The 15,206-nt window shown below is 56.6% G+C and carries 12 protein-coding genes, 1 pseudogene and 1 riboswitch; of the genes and pseudogenes, 2 read left to right on the top strand and 11 right to left on the bottom strand.

What is annotated here, in order from left to right:
• Positions 1-88: 88 nt before the first annotated feature.
• The 4 genes from ACFFIY_RS10150 to ACFFIY_RS10135 form a co-directional block, all read right to left on the bottom strand.
• A complete protein-coding gene (locus tag ACFFIY_RS10150; protein WP_354195548.1) occupies positions 89-445 on the bottom strand; it encodes a DUF779 domain-containing protein in 357 nt (118 codons plus the stop codon).
• 19 nt (positions 446-464) lie between these two features.
• On the bottom strand, positions 465-2,006 hold the full coding sequence (adh, locus tag ACFFIY_RS10145) for an aldehyde dehydrogenase (protein ID WP_354195550.1): 1,542 nt from the start codon (positions 2,004-2,006) through the stop codon (positions 465-467).
• A 277-nt stretch (positions 2,007-2,283) separates the two neighbouring features.
• Positions 2,284-3,345, bottom strand: coding sequence for a dual-specificity RNA methyltransferase RlmN (gene rlmN / locus ACFFIY_RS10140; RefSeq protein WP_354195552.1), 1,062 nt, complete (start codon positions 3,343-3,345; stop codon positions 2,284-2,286).
• Between the two features lie 81 nt (positions 3,346-3,426).
• Entirely contained in the window at positions 3,427-4,062 is a 636-nt protein-coding gene (locus ACFFIY_RS10135) for a GGDEF domain-containing protein (protein ID WP_354195554.1), read from the bottom strand.
• A 164-nt stretch (positions 4,063-4,226) separates the two neighbouring features.
• On the opposite strand from ACFFIY_RS10135, the gene ACFFIY_RS10130 reads away from it, so the two are divergent.
• The gene (locus ACFFIY_RS10130; protein WP_354195556.1) at positions 4,227-5,960 is read left to right on the top strand and encodes an ABC transporter ATP-binding protein; all 1,734 of its coding nucleotides are present in this window, start codon (positions 4,227-4,229) and stop codon (positions 5,958-5,960) included.
• A 345-nt stretch (positions 5,961-6,305) separates the two neighbouring features.
• On the opposite strand, the gene ACFFIY_RS10125 is transcribed toward ACFFIY_RS10130, so the two are convergent.
• The 6 genes from ACFFIY_RS10125 to ACFFIY_RS10100 form a co-directional block, all read right to left on the bottom strand.
• Entirely contained in the window at positions 6,306-7,520 is a 1,215-nt protein-coding gene (locus ACFFIY_RS10125) for a NupC/NupG family nucleoside CNT transporter (protein ID WP_354195558.1), read from the bottom strand.
• 378 nt (positions 7,521-7,898) lie between these two features.
• Positions 7,899-8,759 carry a YitT family protein gene (locus ACFFIY_RS10120; protein ID WP_354195560.1) on the bottom strand — a complete coding sequence of 287 codons (861 nt, stop codon included), beginning with the start codon at positions 8,757-8,759 and terminating at the stop codon, positions 7,899-7,901.
• 151 nt (positions 8,760-8,910) lie between these two features.
• Complete coding sequence (locus tag ACFFIY_RS10115; RefSeq protein WP_354195562.1) at positions 8,911-10,242, bottom strand: nucleobase:cation symporter-2 family protein; 1,332 nt, start codon at positions 10,240-10,242, stop codon at positions 8,911-8,913.
• Positions 10,239-10,826, bottom strand: coding sequence for a xanthine phosphoribosyltransferase (locus ACFFIY_RS10110; RefSeq protein ID WP_354195564.1), 588 nt, complete (start codon positions 10,824-10,826; stop codon positions 10,239-10,241). The genes ACFFIY_RS10115 and ACFFIY_RS10110 overlap by 4 nt, the downstream gene beginning before the upstream one ends.
• 155 nt (positions 10,827-10,981) lie before the next feature.
• Positions 10,982-11,083: riboswitch (purine riboswitch) on the bottom strand.
• 88 nt (positions 11,084-11,171) lie between these two features.
• On the bottom strand, positions 11,172-12,389 hold the full coding sequence (locus ACFFIY_RS10105; RefSeq protein WP_376837255.1) for an MFS transporter: 1,218 nt from the start codon (positions 12,387-12,389) through the stop codon (positions 11,172-11,174).
• A gap of 13 nt (positions 12,390-12,402) precedes the next feature.
• Positions 12,403-13,524: an NAD(P)/FAD-dependent oxidoreductase gene (locus ACFFIY_RS10100; protein WP_354195566.1), complete on the bottom strand. Its 1,122-nt coding sequence runs from the start codon at positions 13,522-13,524 to the stop codon at positions 12,403-12,405.
• A gap of 153 nt (positions 13,525-13,677) precedes the next feature.
• On the opposite strand from ACFFIY_RS10100, the gene ACFFIY_RS10095 reads away from it, so the two are divergent.
• Positions 13,678-14,502, top strand: a complete 825-nt coding sequence (locus ACFFIY_RS10095; protein WP_354195568.1) for an EcsC family protein — start codon at positions 13,678-13,680, stop codon at positions 14,500-14,502.
• A 196-nt stretch (positions 14,503-14,698) separates the two neighbouring features.
• Here ACFFIY_RS10095 and ACFFIY_RS10090 read toward each other — a convergent pair.
• Positions 14,699-15,206 (bottom strand): annotated as a pseudogene (locus ACFFIY_RS10090) (transposase); the annotation flags it as partial.

Below are 15,206 nucleotides of genomic sequence, written 5' to 3'. Positions count from 1 at the left end.
GAAACCGGCATGTGTCCAAATATCCGTTCTCTCATGCGAAAAGGCGATTCCGTCCGTAGACAGAACCGCCGACCGGAACGCCCGGCGGTCAGATGCCGAGTGCTTCCGTTTCTTCCTTTGAAAATGCGCGTGAACGGGAGAGAAACCGCTTGCCTTCGACGCCTTCCAGGGAAAACATGCCTCCCCGGCCGTCGACGACGTCGATGATGATTTGTGTGTGCTTCCAATAATCATACTGATCTTTGTTCATATAAAACTTGGCTCCCCCGATTTCACCGAGAAGGATGTCCCGGCTGCCGATGAGGAGATCGCCGTCCGGATAGCACATCGGCGAGGAGCCGTCACAGCAGCCGCCGGACTGGTGGAACATAACCGGCCCGTGCTTTTCCCGGAGCATGCCGATCAGTTCAAGTGCCGCGTCGGTTGCAACCACCCGTTCGACCATGGTGCCGCCTCCCTTCTGATCAGAAGAAACCTTGCTTGTTCTCATCGTAGCTGATGAGCAGGTTCTTCGTCTGCTGGTAGTGGCTGAGCATCATCTGGTGCGTCTCGCGACCGATGCCGGACATTTTGTAACCGCCGAATGCGGCATGCGCCGGATAGGCATGGTAGCAGTTCGTCCATACTCGGCCGGCCTGGATGCCGCGGCCGAACCGGTAGGCGGTGTTCATGTCCCGGGTCCATACGCCCGCGCCGAGGCCGTACAGCGTGTCATTTGCGATTTGAAGTGCTTCTTCTTTGTCCTTGAAAGTCGTCACAGCGACAACCGGGCCAAAGATCTCTTCCTGGAAGATGCGCATTTTGTTGTCGCCCTTGAAGACGGTAGGCTTGATATAGTAGCCGTCTTTGAGATCGCCATCCAGTTCGTTTCGCTCTCCGCCCGTCAGGCACTCGGCGCCCTCTTCTTTGCCGATCTTGAGATAGGATTGGATCTTTTCCATTTGCTCGGTCGACGCCTGTGCGCCCATCATCACTTCCGGATCAAGCGGATTGCCGACCTTGATCGCCTCGACACGCTTGATTGCGCGCTCCATGAACTTGTCGTAAATAGATTCCTGGATGAGTGCGCGTGAAGGGCATGTGCACACTTCACCCTGGTTGAGTGCGAACATGACGAATCCTTCGACCGCCTTGTCGAGGAACGCATCATCTTCTTCAAATACATCCTCAAAGAAGATGTTCGGAGACTTGCCGCCGAGCTCGAGTGTCACCGGGATGAGATTTTGAGAAGCATATTGCATGATCAGGCGGCCGGTCGTCGTTTCGCCCGTGAAGGCGATTTTGCCGATGCGTGGGTTGGACGCAAGCGGCTTTCCGGCTTCCAGACCAAATCCGTTGACAACGTTCAGCACGCCGGCAGGAAGCAGATCTTCAATGAGTTCCACGAGCACCATGATCGAAGCCGGCGTCTGTTCGGCCGGTTTCAAGACGACGCAGTTGCCCGCGGCAAGTGCCGGCGCAAGCTTCCAGACCGCCATGAGGAGCGGGAAGTTCCAGGGAATGATCTGGCCGACGACACCGATCGGTTCATGGAAGTGATAGGCGACGGTATTGTCGTCGACTTGGCTGATTCCGCCTTCCTGGGCACGGAGGGCGCCGGCGAAATAGCGGAAATGGTCAATAGCAAGCGGCAGGTCCGCGTTCAGCGTTTCGCGGACGGCCTTTCCGTTGTCCCACGTCTCGGCAACTGCAAGCATTTCCAGATTCTCCTCGATCCGGTCCGCAATCTTCAGGAGAATGTTCGACCGCTCGGCAACCGATGTCTTGCCCCATGCCTCTTTCGCTTCATGGGCTGCATCAATCGCCTTTTCGATGTCTTCTTCCGTCGAGCGGGCCACTTGTGTAAAGACTTTCCCTGTCACCGGCGTGATGTTGTCGAAGTACTCGCCCTTTGCGGGAGGAACCCACCGTCCGCCGATAAAGTTGTCATAGCGCTCTTTGAAGTTCACCTTTGCCCCGTCAGTGTTCGGATTTGCATAGACCTGCGACTTCATCGCTTCTACCATTTCCATTCCTCCTCATTGTATGCGCTTTCATCTGACTCTCCTTCTATATTGTCAGAAAGCACGGAACATTTCAACCTTTACTTGATTAATTTCTCAAGCAGGCCGGCCGGTTGTTTTTTTCCAGCCTCTAAAAACTATATTGTGCCGGACGGAAAGCTATTCGCCAAATGAGGAAGTTTATATATTCAGTCAAATAGGCCGTCTCATCGCCGACGGACCGACAAAAAGAAAACGGCCGGAGCAGCAGTTTGCTCCGGCCGTCTGTATGGAATCCGCTTCAGGAAACGGATTTCTTGATTTGCTTGCTGCGCAGCTGTCCGCAGGCGGCATCGATGTCGGTGCCGTGTTCCAGGCGCACGCCGCACTGGATGCCCTTTTGCTTGAGGGTTTTCTCAAACAGTTCAATCGATTCTTTCGAACTCCGCTTGTACTGGTCGTGTTCATCCACCGGGTTGTACGGGATCAGGTTCACGTAGCTTAGGTGTTTCTTGTTTTGCAGCAGTTTTGCAAGCTGCAGGGCTTCTTCCGGATGGTCGTTCACATCATCGAGCAGGATGTATTCAAACGTGATGCGGCGGTTTTTCTTTGAAAGGAAATAGTCGATCGCTTCCATGACCTGCTCAAGCGGGAAGGCTTTGTTGATCTTCATGATGCGCGTGCGCAGCTCATTGTTCGGTGCGTGGATCGACAGTGCCAGGTTCACCTGCAAGTCTTCATCGGCAAAGGCACGGATGCCTTTTACCAGGCCGCTTGTGGATACGGTGATGTGCCGGGCGCCGATCGACAGGCCGTCGCCGTCGTTGACGATCCGCAGAAACGCCATCAGATTGTCGTAGTTGTCGAACGGCTCGCCGATGCCCATGACGACGATATTGGACACACGGCCGCCTTCGCCGAATCCGTCAAGGTATTCCTGGACATTCATGATCTGCTCGACAATCTCGCCTGCCTTCAGGTCGCGGCTTTTGCGGAGAAGTCCGCTCGCACAGAAGCTGCAGCCGATGTTGCAGCCGACCTGGGTCGTGACGCAGACCGAGTGGCCGTAGCTGAAGTGCATGAGCACCGTTTCGATCAGGTTGCCGTCCTGGAGCCGGAAGAGGAACTTCACGGTCCCGTCGGCCGATTCCTGCTTGACCGCCGTTTCCATTGAACGGATCTCGAACTGTTCTTCAAGAAGTCCCCGGCATTCCTTGCTGACGTTCTTCATCTCATCAAAAGTTTTGACGCGCTTCTTATAAAGCCAGTCCCACACTTGTTTGGCGCGGAACTTCTGCTGGCCGTTTGCAGACATCCATTCCTGCATGGCGTCGAATGTCAATCCGTAGATCGATTGTTTCATTGATTTCTGCCTCATTCCATAAAATATCATTATTTTATCGTAAAGGATATCGTTTGTATCGACAAGTAATTAGCCTTGACTTCAATATTTGGCAATGGCTTTATTTTCGTACATCTCCCGGTCCGCTGCAATCACGAGCGCTTCCAGATCTTTTCCGTCTTCCGGAAAAACCGCGATGCCGAATGACACCCCGATCGCCTGTCCGCCGTTGAATGAGAGGGCATGGATCTGCTTCATTGTCTCAATCGGGAATTCCGTTTTAAAATTCTCCTGCGGATCTTGCACCACGGCAAGGAATTCATCGCCGCCCCATCTTGCGACGATGCCCCTCTTGTCCAGGAACGACTTCAGTGCCTTTGTGAAAGTGATCAGGACCATGTCCCCGGTCTCGTGCCCGAACCGGTCATTGATTTCCTTGAAGTCGTCCAGATCAAACAAAACAACCGCGAACTGACTCTTTCTCCTGCCGGCGAGACGGCGGACATGCTCCCCGAGTGATCTCCGGTTGTATGCCCCGGTGAGAGGATCCCGCCTGGCCATGTAATCCGCACGGTCGTATTGGTATCCTCCGTACAGGGCGAACGAAAGGAAAAACGCCGTCAGAATGAAAAAATCCGCACCAAACGGCAGTCCCAAATGGACATTATAGTAGAAATAGCGAACAATATTAAAAAGGACGACGATGACGGCTGCCGACAATCTCCCCTTTATCCCCACACGTGCGTCCCCCTAATGGAATCACAATGCCAAATAGTATAGCATATTCGGGAGCGCGTCTCCGGTTTTTCATTGCGGACCGGAGAAATTCAGGCCATTTAGAATCGTTTGATTCCCGTCGGCGGAATCCGGCCGTTCAGGTGCAGAAAGAAGGGATTCAAAGCATGAAAGAAAACAAAACCAGCAATCGTTCGTTTCTTCGGCTGATGAAGACGACGCGGCTTCCAAAGGCTGCGATGAGCGCCGGACTGGCGGGATTTCTCATCACAACGCTCGTCTCACTGGCCATCCCGCTCCTCACACGCAGTCTTGTGGACGGATTTTCCGTTTCCTCTCTGAGTGCGCCGCTCATCGGAGCCATTGCGGCGGCTTTCATTTTGCAGGCAGCCATCAGCGGAGTGTCGAACTACCTGCTCAGCTATTCGGGACAGAAAGTCGTGGCCGAACTGCGCGGACGGATGTGGCGGAAGCTTCTCCGGCTCCCGGTGTCCCATTTTGACACCGAACCGAGCGGCGGCACCGTCAGCCGGGTCGTCAATGACACCGGCATCGTCCGGGAACTGATTTCCGATCATGTGCCCCAGTTCGTCAGCGGCATTATTTCCATCATCGGTGCGGTCACGCTCCTGTTGATCATGGACTGGAAAATGACGCTCGTCATGCTCGTTTCAGTGCCGGTCACCGTGATCATCATGATTCCGCTCGGAAAGCGGATGGCGAAGATTTCCCGGGGCATGCAGGATGAAACTGCCGCCTTCAGCGGAAGCATCCAGCAGACAATCAGTGAAATCCGGCTCATGAAGGCATCGAACGCAGAAGCGGACGAGGAAAAGAAAGGTGTCGCAGGCATCGGACGGCTCATGCAGTTCGGCCTTCGGGAAGCGAAAGTCGTTTCCCTGATCGGGCCGCTCATGAACCTGGTCCTCATGACGGTGATCGTCTGCATCATCGTGTACGGCGGCGTCCGGGTCGCAGGTGGCTCCATGTCGACCGGCACGCTCGTCGCCTTCCTGCTCTATCTGTTCCAGATCATCATGCCGGTCACTTCATTCGCGATGTTTTTCACACAGCTTCAGAAGGCGAAAGGTGCGACAGAACGAATCATCCATATTCTCGGGCTGGAACCGGAACCCGGGCAGACGGGCATCAGTGCGGACGTGGCCGGCAAGCCGGTGACCCTTGACCGGGTGAGCTTCTCCTACAACCCGGAAGAACCGGTATTGAATGAAGTCAGTTTCACCGCGAATCCCGGTGAAATGATCGCGTTCGCCGGTCCGAGCGGCGGGGGGAAATCCACGCTGTTTGCACTCCTTGAGCGCTTTTATGAGCCGGACAGCGGCCGAATCCTCATCGGCGACACTCCGATCTCCCGGGTTTCTCTGGAAAACTGGCGCCGGCAGATCGGTTATGTGGCACAAGACAGCTCGATGATGTCAGGGACGATCCGCGACAATCTGCTTTACGGGATGGACAGCACCGGGCGGCCCGAAGACGATAAGCTTTGGCTTGCGGCTGAAATGGCATATGCCGACGGATTCATCCGGGAATTTCCCGATGGCCTGGACACGGAGATCGGAGAACGGGGAATCAAACTGTCGGGCGGCCAGCGGCAACGGATTGCCATTGCCCGGGCATTTCTCCGCGACCCGCTCATCCTGATGATGGACGAAGCGACGGCCAGCCTGGACAGCCATTCGGAAGCGATGGTCCAGGATGCCCTTTCCCGGCTCATGGCCGGACGGACCACATTTGCAATCGCCCACCGACTTTCAACCATCGTGGATGCGGACAAAATCGTCTTCATCGAAGGCGGGCGTGTGACCGGGATCGGGAAGCACCAGGAATTGCTCCGTACCCATCCGGTATACCGGGAGTATGCTGAACAGCAGCTCGTATGACGGATCGTCCACACATTCGGGCTGATTGCTTTACAATCCTGCCAAGACCATGTATAATGGTTAGATGTAATGCTTCATGATGAACGGAATCGGCGAGATTGGCGTCCATCCGGATGATTCGGAGAGGACTTATTCACACTGGCGCGGCTTCAGGGCCGCAAGGATGCAATAGCAGGCAGGGATTGCATTGCTTAAGTTGTCATGTGGATGGATCACACCGCGGCAAATAAGCCACCGGCGAAACAGATGCCGGGGCAAAAGGGAAAATCGATTTGATTCAAAAAGAACGTTACCGCAAAAAGGGATGCTCCGGCTTTGGCCGGACGCATCCCTTTTCCAATTCATTCAGATGAACATACCGGCGATGGCCGCGCTCAGGAGCGATGCGAGTGCGCCGCCCGCGACCGCCCGCATGCCGAGGCGTGCGATGTCCGGCCGCCGGTCCGGCGCAAGACCGCCGAGACCGCCGAGCAGAATGGCGAGCGAGCTCAGATTGGCGAATCCGCACAGCGCAAACGAAACGACGATGACCGTCTTCGGCGAAAGATCCGGGATGTCCGGCGCGAACGACGAATACGCAACGAACTCATTGAGTACGAGCTTTTGGCCGATAAAGCTGCCTGCCTGCATGGCTTCCTCCCACGGCACGCCGATCACGAACGCAAGCGGGGCGAACACATAGCCGAGAATCCCTTCAAGCGTCAGGTGTTCAAAGCCGAGGAACGAGCCGGCAAAACCGAGAATCCCGTTGAGCAGCGCGATGAGGGCAATGAAGGCGAGCAGCATCGCCCCGACATTGAGCGCAAGGTGGAGCCCGTCGCCCGCACCTTTCGCCGCCGCGTCGATGACGTTGGCCGATTCGTTGTCCTTTTCCATCTCGAATGATTCCTCATTCGGCTTGTCCCTCTCCGGAATCATGATTTTCGCCATGATGAGCCCGGCCGGCGCCGCCATGAAGCTGGCCGCGAGCAGATACTTCAGCGGGACACCGAGAAGCGCGTATCCGGCGAGAGTCGACCCGGCGACCGATGCCAGTCCCCCGGTCATGACCGCAAACAGCTCGGAACGTGTCATTCCGGAGATGAACGGACGGACGACGAGCGGCGCTTCCGTCTGGCCCACGAAAATGTTCGCCGCGGCCGAGATTGACTCCGCCTTGCTCGTTCCGAGCAGTTTGGACAGCCCGCCGCCGAGGAGTTTGATCACCCATTGCATGATGCCGAGGTAATAAAGAACAGAAATGAGCGACGAGAAGAAAATGATGATCGTCAAGACGTTAAACGCAAAGACGAAGCCGAAGTTCTCAACGTCCGCCGCAGGTCCGAATACGAATGCAATGCCTTCCCCCGCATAGTCGATCACTTGTTGGACGACGCCGGAAAACCATTCCAGCCCTTTTCTTCCCGCTTCCCATTTCAAGACGGCAAACGCGAACAAAAGCTGGATGGCCAGGCCTCCGATTATCGTTCTCGGCTTGATCGACCGCTTGGCGTCCGACAGGAGGAACGCCAGGCCGAGTACGGCTGCGATTCCAAGCAAACCCCACAAGATATTATTCATAGCTGATCCCTCTTCATTCCGATACCGACCGAAGGCGGTTGATTTCAATGATGGTCTGACATCAGACAAATTAAACCGTACCAAAAAAGGGCGGGTGAATTCAATAGTGAATGCACGCCGCCCTTATATCCGGAATTGCCCGAAGCATCTGCCAGCGCATTGCTTCGACTCTCCCCTGTTTTTTCACGAATCAAACCACCGATGGCGGAACGGACGTTTCCGGAAGCTCCGAATGTCGGGAAAGCCCGCCCGAATGCCGGGATCACCTGCTTGAATGTCAGGAAAGACTCACCGAACGTCGGGCAATCCTCCTCGGATATCAGGCAGCCTCTCCCCAATGTCCGGCAACAAAAAAATCACCAACTGAAGGAAGGGTCCTCACTCATAGATTCTCGCCGACGAGAATCCCCTGCCGAGGATTTCCGAGGCGCTGAGGAAGATGACGAACGAGGACGGTTCCTTTTCCTCGAGCAGCTTTTTCAGGTAGACCGCTTCCGACTGCTCGACGACGCAGAGGATCATCGTCCGCTCTTTTGCGGAATGGCCGCCGACCACCCGCATTTTCGTCAGGCCGCGGTCAATCTCGTCCCGGATGACCGACTGCACTTCGGCTTCCTTGTCGGTGATGATGAGCACGAGCTTCGTCGGCGAAGTCCGGAGCTGGACAAAGTCGATCACCTTGCTCGTCACGTAAATGGACATGAGCGCATAAAGCGCCAACTCGAAGTCAAATACGAATGCAGAAGCAAGCACCACGAAGCCGTCGACGAGAAGCTGTGCGAATCCGCTTGAGATCCCGGTGAATTTCTTGAGGATCTGGGCGATCATCGCCGTCCCTCCCGTCGACCCGTTGCCGCGGTAAACGATCCCGAGGCCGATGCCGAGCAGGATCCCGCCGTAGATCGAACCGAGCAGCGGATTCTCGACGTGCAGTTTCAGCCCGCCGGTCACCCAGATCGTGAACGGCACGAAAAATGTGCCGACGAGCGACTTCATGCTGAACTCCTTGCCGACAAGGAGTATGGCCAGCACGAACAGCGGCAGGCTGATGGACCACTGGACGAAAGCCGGATTCCATCCGTACATTTCGTATAAAATCGTGCTGATGCCGGACACTCCGCCGGCGGCGATCCGTGTAGGCAGCAGGAACAGGTTGAAGCTGAGGCCGACGAGCGCGGCGCCGAATATGACGAGCACATAGTCATAAGCGGGTGATTTTGTAAACGGATGATTTCCCACGTTGATTCCCTCCTGTTTGACTTCCCTATTTTATCAGACACCGCCGGACGGGAAGTTCTGAATTCCTTTAGCCTGATGAACCGAAAAAGAAAAGCGCCCCGCTCCGGTACTGACCGGTCTGGGCGCTGGATTCGGATGATTCTACTTCAGGTCAGGCTTCGCGGGCGTGCTCCGCCATTACGGACGGCTCCTCAGCAGACAGCGTATCGGCCTGCTCCTGCCTGCCCGGGATCATATTGAAGACGATGTTCAGGACGATGGCCGTGACGCTTCCCGCGACAATGCCGTTGCTCGTCAGAAGGCGGACGCCGGAAGGAAGCGCCTGGAACAGATCCGGCACCACACTGACGCCGAGGCCCAGGCCGATTGCACAGGCGACGATCATTGCGTTTTCCGGCTTTTCGCCCATTACGCGGCTCAGCATGTTGATGCCTTGCGTAGCCACCATGCCGAACATCGCCAGCATCGCGCCGCCGAGCACCGATGTCGGGATGATCGTCGTGACAGCCGCCACTTTCGGCAGGAAGCCGAGCGTGATGAGCATACCGGCCGTGATCAGGATGATCCGCCGGGATTTCACGCCGGACATCTGGATCAGCCCGACGTTCTGGGAGAAGGTCGTGTAAGGGAAGGCGTTGAACAGCCCGCCGAGCATGACGGCGATCCCTTCCGCCCGGTAGCCGCGGGACAGATCGCGCTGATCGAGCTTTTTGCCCGTAATGTCGCTGAGCGCGAAGTAAACTCCCGTGGATTCAACAAGTGACACCATATTGACGAGGCACATCGTGATGACGGCCGGCCAGACGACCGTCGGCGTACCGAGATGGAACGGCTCCAGCATATGGAACAGGGAAGCATCGCGGACGTTACCGAAACTGACGGCGCCCATCGCTGCAGCGGCAGCCGTTCCCGCGATCAGACCGATCAGAATCGAGATCGAACGGACAAAACCTGTCGTGAATTTATAAACGAGGATAATGATGAGCAATGTGCCGAACGACAGCATGATATTCGTGTTGGAGCCGAAGTCGGGCGACCCTTGCCCGCCCGCCATGTTGTTGATGGCGACCGGGATCAGGGTAAGACCGATGATCGTCACGACTGAACCCGTGACGACCGGCGGGAAGAATTTCACGAGCATGCCGAAGAATGGGCTGATGAGAACAATGAACAGTCCCGACAGGATGATCGACCCGTAAAGAGCTGAAATCCCGTAGTCGCCGCTGATCGCAATCATCGGACCCACGGCGGTGAATGTGCAGCCGAGCACAACCGGAAGACCGATGCCGAAAAACCGGTTTGTCATGATCTGGAGAAGCGTCGCCACCCCGCACATGAAGATGTCGACAGCCACAAGATAAGTCAGCTGTTCGGTCGTCAATCCGAGTGCTTCGCCGACAATCAGCGGGACGAGAATGGCGCCTGCATACATGGCGAGCAGGTGCTGGATGCCGAGCGTGGTCTCACGGAGTGCCTGTTTCACTTGGGTTGAGCCTCCTTGCGGAAGGTGACATGGCCGCCGTTGAGAGACTCGACGATGGCGAGGGACTCCACTCTCACGCCGCGGTTCCGCAGCAGTTGTCCGCCTGGCTGGAAGCCCTTTTCGATGACGATTCCGATTCCGGCCACTTTGGCTCCCGCTTTTTCGGCAATGTCCAGAAGACCGAGTGCCGCCTGGCCGTTGGCGAGGAAATCATCAATGATCAGGAGCGTGTCGCCGGCCGTGAGAAAGTCTCCGGACACAGAAATCGTGTTCGTCTCTTTTTTTGTGAACGACTTCACTTCGGCGCTCAGAAGATTCTGGTTCAGTGTGAGTGATGCCCGCTTTCTGGCAAAGATCACGGGGACGCCGAGCGTCAGTCCCGCCATCACGCTCGGCGCGATGCCGGACGACTCGATCGTCAGGATTTTCGTGATGCCTTCCTGGCCGAACCGCTCGGCAAATTCATGTCCGATCGCCTGCATCAGCTGCGGATCCACCTGGTGGTTCAGGAACGAATCGACTTTCAACACCTCTTCGGACAGCACGATGCCTTCATGGGTGATTTTCTCCTGAAGCATTTTCATATTTGTACGGACTCCTCCCGATATGATCTCTGCGTACGCTCTGCAAGACCGGAAAAACGCCCGGCGGCCTCCCCCGGTTATGAGGGACAGCCGCCGGGCGCAATGAATGCCGGGCCAATAAACGAAAGAAAGACGGAAGGAAAGCCCGCCGTTTCGATCATTTGTCTGCCTCTCATAGTCGGTCCGTTTACGGCGGACCGGTAGAAACTTGCAGGCCATATCCCTGCGATTATATGAGCGTCGATGGTTTCATTGGACCTAGTATAACATGCTGACTTGTGAAAACAAGAAAGAAGAAAATTGACGAAATTCGTAGAATACCGGAAGCGGTTTCAGCCGGCGGGCCTATCCGAGCGCCGAGGAACGGTCATCGGGCAGCCAGATGGAAGCGATCCCGAGAATCGGGAGAACGGAGATCACGAGCATCGTCGCTGGCACCCCCGCCGCGTCCATGAACGCCCCGATTGCGACAGAGCCGACCGCGCCGACTCCAAACGCGAATCCTGTTGTCAGTCCGGCCATCGTCCCGATTTTCCCCGGCACAAGCTCCTGCGCATAAACGACGGCCACGGAGAAACTCGACATGAGAACAAACCCGATGATGCCAAGCGCCGGTGCCACCAGGTAAATCGGCAGATGCGGCAAGGCGAGGCAAAGCGGGATCGGGATGAGCGCCGACGCCGCGATCAGCCGCTTGCGGCCATATTTGTCCGCGAACGGCCCTCCGAAAAATGTTCCGGCTGCGCCGAGCGCGAGAAACATGAAAATGAAATACTGTGCCTGCCGGATGGTCAGTCCATATTTGTCCGTCAAGTGAAAGACAAAGTACCCCTGCATGTTCACCACGTAGAACGAACGGACGATGATGACGAGCATGAGAAGCAAAAGCGCTGCACGGACCCGTTTTTTGGTGAGGCACGCGATCCCCGCAGGTGCCGGACGCTTGCCCGGCAGAGCAGCTTCCTCCGCCAGCCGTCTTTTCATCCAGCGGGCGATGATCAGGAGAATCCACACTCCGGCTGCCGCGATCATCAGAAACCAGGCGGCCCCGTGTTGCCCGAGCGGGATCAAAATGAGCGCGGTGATGATCGGGGCGAGCGCCTGGCCGGAATTCCCGCCGACCTGGAAGATCGACTGGGAAATTCCCCGCTTGCTGCCGCCCGCCATATAAGCGACCCTCGAGCCTTCCGGGTGGAAAATCGCGGACCCGAGTCCGAGGAACACCGCCGCCGCGAGCAGCAGCCAGTAGCTCGGTGAAAATGCGAGCAGGCCGACTCCGGCGAAAGCCAGCACCATTGCAGCCGGCATCATCGCCGGCCTCGGCTTGCGGTCGCTCAGGATGCCGACGACCGGCTGCATGACCGAGGACAGCATCTGAAGGACGAATGTGATGGCCCCGAGCTGGGTGTACGTATAGCCGTTCGCCTCCCTGAGGATCGGGTACATCGCCGGGACGACCGCTGAAATGGCGTCATTAAACAGATGGCATGCGCCGATCGCGAACATGACCGGATAAACCGGTGCGGGCATCCGCCCGGCGGCAGTTGCGGTAGCCAAGGGCATCCCTCCTTCCAGATCAGTGGCCCAGCAGCACTTTTGACGGATCATACGGCGCCGGGTCGATATCCAGCGGCTCTCCCGCCGCCATTTTGGCAAGCTGCGTGCCGAGGAAAGGCCCGACCGTCAGCCCGCTTGAACCGAGTCCATTGGCAAAATAAAGCCCGTCGATGCCGCCGAGCGGACCCATCACCGGCAGGTTGTCCGCGGTAAAGGGCCGATAACCGACATTTGCAGAGGAGAACGCGGCCCTGGACAGAGCGGGGGCGGTCACGAGCGCTTTGTCGAGCATTTCATGAATGCCACCCGCCGTCGCGTCCAGCTCGAAATGATGGTCGTCCTCGTGTGTTGTTCCGACGATGATCCGGCCGCCGTCGGACGGCACGATATAATGACGGCGCGGGGGCATGATGACCGGCCAGTCTCCCGTTGACGGGTCTCCAAGGTCGAGATGGAGAATCTGGGCTTTCTGCGCTTGCACTTCCACCTGCAGGCCTGCCGGTGCGAGCGCTTCCGGCGCCCAGGCTCCGGCCGTCACAAGAACTTTCTCCCCTTCAATCAGCCGGCCGTCCACAACCGCGCCTTTCACCCGGCCTTCTCCGGCCGAAACGACCGCTGAACCGCTCAAAATCCGTGCTCCGTGCTTCACGGCCGCCGACAACAGCGAATCGCGGAGCTGGCGGCCGTTCACGCGGGCCGCTCCGCCGATCCAGACCGAAGCGAATCCTTCGGCAAGAACCGGCACCTTCTCTCTCGTCTCTTCCTCCGTCAAGCGGCGGATTTCTCCGATTTCGGGGGCTTCTTTGCGCCGGTCATACGCCCGTTCTTCCGCAAGGTCCAGCACTGCCGGATCGGAATGTACGCTCAGTGCCCCGACTTGTTTGTAACCTGTCGAGGTTTCCCCGTCGCTCTCAAGCGAACGGATCAGTTCGGGATAAAACGCCGCCCCGCCTTTTGCCAGTGCATACCAGGCTTTGTTGCGCCGCTGCGACAGCCATGGGCTGATGATCCCGGCGGCGGCGCCCGTTGCCTGTCCGGGTTCATGCCGGTCGATGATTGTCACCGGCTGTCCCGATTTCGCAAGGTGGTACGCAGCGGAGGCGCCGAGGATCCCGCTGCCGATAATCAATATTGGTTTCATTCATCTACACCTGTTTCTTTGTGGATTCCTGTCCTATTGTATCGGAACAAGACAGTTTGGGAAAAGAGAAGGATATCCGGCCGCTGCGTTCTTGTGCAACTTTTCGGGTAAACATTACGTAAGAAGAAGGAGTTGCCGGAAGGAGGCGCGTTTATGGACTCATTTCACATGGAAACAAAAGACTGGCTTGAACAGGAGCTGCGAAAAAACCAAAAGTGGGAACGCTCTCAGGGAGGAAGCTGGTTTTGGCAGCGCATCGGAAAAATCCCGTTTAAGATTTTGGACAAACTGACGCCCGAATTCATCCACCGAAAAATCGGGACGGCGCTCGATGAGCTCGGAAAATTCGTCCAGACGGGGGGCGGCTACCTCAGTTCAGAGAAAGCCGTGACCAATTTCTTCAAAGATGAGCGCATCCGCACTTTGTCGGATGTCTCCCGTCTGCCGGTCCGCCAGATGGATGCAGCCGCGGAGCATGTCGCTTCGACCCGGGGAAAAGCGGCCGCCGTCCAGGGCGCATCCACCGGTTTCGGCGGAATCTTTACGCTGTCGATCGACATTCCCCTGCTTCTCGGCCTGCAGCTGAAAACCGTGCAGGACATCGCCATGTGTTACGGGTTCGATCCGAAGTTGCCGGAGGAACGTCTGTTCATCGTCAAGGTGCTCCAATTCATCTCGTCGGATGCATCAGGCAAAAAGCTCGTGCTGCGCCAGGCCCGCCAGATCACGGAAGACCCCGGGGCCGCCCGTCAAGAAGTCATTTCCGAACTGCAGGGATGGCGGGAAGTGGTCTACTCTTATCGTGACCGCTGGGGCTGGAAAAAGCTGTTCCAGATGGTGCCGGTCGCCGGGCTGTTGTTCGGCGCAATCACCAACCGGAATGTCATCCGGGAACTGGCGGAAACTGCTGAAGTCTTTTACCGGAAACGGAAGATCGAAGAACGGCTCGGATGGTATGAAGTGCATCAGGAAGCCTGAATCACAGAAAAGGGACCGGCAACTATTGCCAGTCCCTTCAGACTGCAGACAAATCAGGTCCGGAAGTGTTTGCCGGACCTGATTTGCTGCTTTTATGGAAATAAAATTAGCGTTGGGTCCCCGGGTTGCTGATGAGCAACCGGCCGTCTGGCCGGGTTTGGTGCTTTCCATGTCGAGCAGGCCCGTCTTTTTAAATCTCTTTCCGCCCTGCGTAAATTTCCTTGTTTTCCGGAGTGAGTCTCAGTGCTTCCGCTTGGTCAAGATAATCTTCCCAGACATGCCGGGTGATGACCTTTACATGATTCCGACTCTGTGTACACTGTGCTAACAGAGGGCATCCCGCACATTCTTCTCTGCCCGTCTTTCACATAATAACCGATTTCCGGGTCAGTCGTGCTTTCTTGGATTTCTTTTTCCTCTTCTCGATCCCCTCTATCCTCAGGAAATGGCTTCTTCCCGTTCTCTACACGATCCGCGTTGATTTCCTCTTCAAGCAGGGACTGGTAAGCCCGTGTTTCCTTGCGGACCACCTTTTTGGTGAACTTGTGCTTGTTTGCGCTGGCCTTGACGTGTGTGGAGTCGATAAACATATGCTCTGCCCGAAGAAGCCCCTTATCCGCCACCTGTTTCAAGATTTGGTAGAAGATCTGTTCAAAAAGATCGGTGTCTTTGAAACGGCGTTCGTAGTTTTTTCCAAAGGTCGA

This window comes from Bhargavaea ullalensis, from assembly GCF_042432615.1.
In the GTDB taxonomy this organism is placed as follows: domain Bacteria; phylum Bacillota; class Bacilli; order Bacillales_A; family Planococcaceae; genus Bhargavaea; species Bhargavaea ullalensis.
This window is presented reverse-complemented; position numbering and strand designations above follow the sequence as displayed.